At 43.5% G+C, this 1,377-nt stretch carries 2 protein-coding genes; both read left to right on the forward strand.

Annotated elements, in window-relative coordinates; all coding sequences use genetic code 11:
• Window positions 1-180 (forward strand): transposase (locus ACTQ5K_RS25385; RefSeq protein ID WP_441994447.1); only part of this gene is annotated, 180 nt, incomplete at its 5' end.
• Entirely contained in the window at window positions 177-1,223 is a 1,047-nt protein-coding gene (locus ACTQ5K_RS25390; protein ID WP_047944569.1) for an IS3 family transposase, read from the forward strand. The genes ACTQ5K_RS25385 and ACTQ5K_RS25390, both read left to right, overlap by 4 nt.
• The last annotated feature ends 154 nt before the right edge of the window (window positions 1,224-1,377 follow it).

Consider the following 1,377-nt stretch of genomic DNA (forward strand, 5'->3'; position numbering starts at 1 on the left):
AACGGACAAGTATTTGATCAATCAAAGCAGTTATCTGGTGCGTTAAAGGAAGAACAGAAACGGGCAAAACAGTTAGAAAAAGATCTTCAAAAGAAGGAGAAAGCATTAGCGGAAGCTGCGGCGTTATTATTACTTAGAAAAAAGGCCCAAGCGATTTGGGGGGACGACGAGGAAGAATGATTAGCCCATCAAATCGCGCATTAGCTGTAGAACTCATCCAAGAAGCCAATCAAAATGGTGCGCGGTTAGCGAAGGCTTGTGAGGAACTTTATATTAGTGTACGAACCTACGAGCGCTGGGTGGCAGATGGTAAGGTTAAGGTCGATCAGCGTCCCTTTGCGAAAAGACCTGTTCCAAAAAATAAGTTGTCCGAGGAAGAGAAAAAGGAAATACTCGAGGTTGTTACACAAGAAGAATATGCCGACTTACCGCCGACACAAATTGTCCCAAAGCTTGCGGATAAAGGAACATATATTGCGTCAGAATCTACGTTTTACCGTGTTTTACGTGAAGGAAAGATGCAACACCACCGTGGACGTAGTCAAAAGCCAACACGAAGAATCCCCGAGAGTCATCTGGCCACATCGCCAAATCAGGTGTGGACATGGGATATTACGTGGCTTGGTGGACCTGTGAAAGGCTTGTATTATCGCCTCTATTTAATACTCGATCTATTTAGTAGAAAAGCAGTTGGGTGGGAAGTATGGGAAAAGGAAGAAGCGACACACGCTGAATCACTTGTAAAAAAAGCAGTCATTAATGAGAAAATCCAAGGGGCACCACTGGTGTTGCATTCAGACAATGGGAGTCCGATGAAAGCTGAGACCTTTTTAAGTTTACTTGAGAAGTTGGGGATCCAAAGTTCCTTTTCAAGACCACGTGTAAGCAATGATAATCCTTATTCAGAAGCCATGTTTCGAACACTTAAATACCGCCCTGATTATCCGCATAAGGGCTTTACCTCACTTGAAGAAGCCAGACAATGGGCACACCAATTTGTCCATTGGTATAATCATATTCATCTGCATAGTGGGCTGAATTATGTAACACCGGCACAGTGTCATGCCGGAGAACACGTAACCATATTGACAAAGAGAAAAGACGTATATGAAGCCGCAAAAGCGAAGCATCCAGAACGCTGGGCGAGGAGTCTAAGAAATTGGACACCTATTGAAAAAGTAGCACTTAATCCAATGCGTGATGAGGGAAAAAGGAAACGTTGAGTCCGCCTTAATACACTTTATTCCCTGATGATTTGAATGGAAAGAATGGATTTCCTTTCCATTCAAATCATCAGGCCAGCAAGCGTAGCGCGGTAGCCTTGACTGAACACAACACTAAAGTAACTAAATGCGACAACTATGTTGACAAACACCG

Origin of the sequence: Niallia sp. Sow4_A1, assembly GCF_052116745.1 — a bacterium.
GTDB classification, from domain to species: domain Bacteria; phylum Bacillota; class Bacilli; order Bacillales; family Cytobacillaceae; genus Niallia; species Niallia hominis.

Bases quoted from the DNA above. Each gene is read 5' to 3' on its own strand.
- ACTQ5K_RS25390 (WP_047944569.1), top strand. From the start codon at position 177: ATGATTAGCCCATCAAATCGCGCATTAGCTGTAGAACTCATCCAAGAA.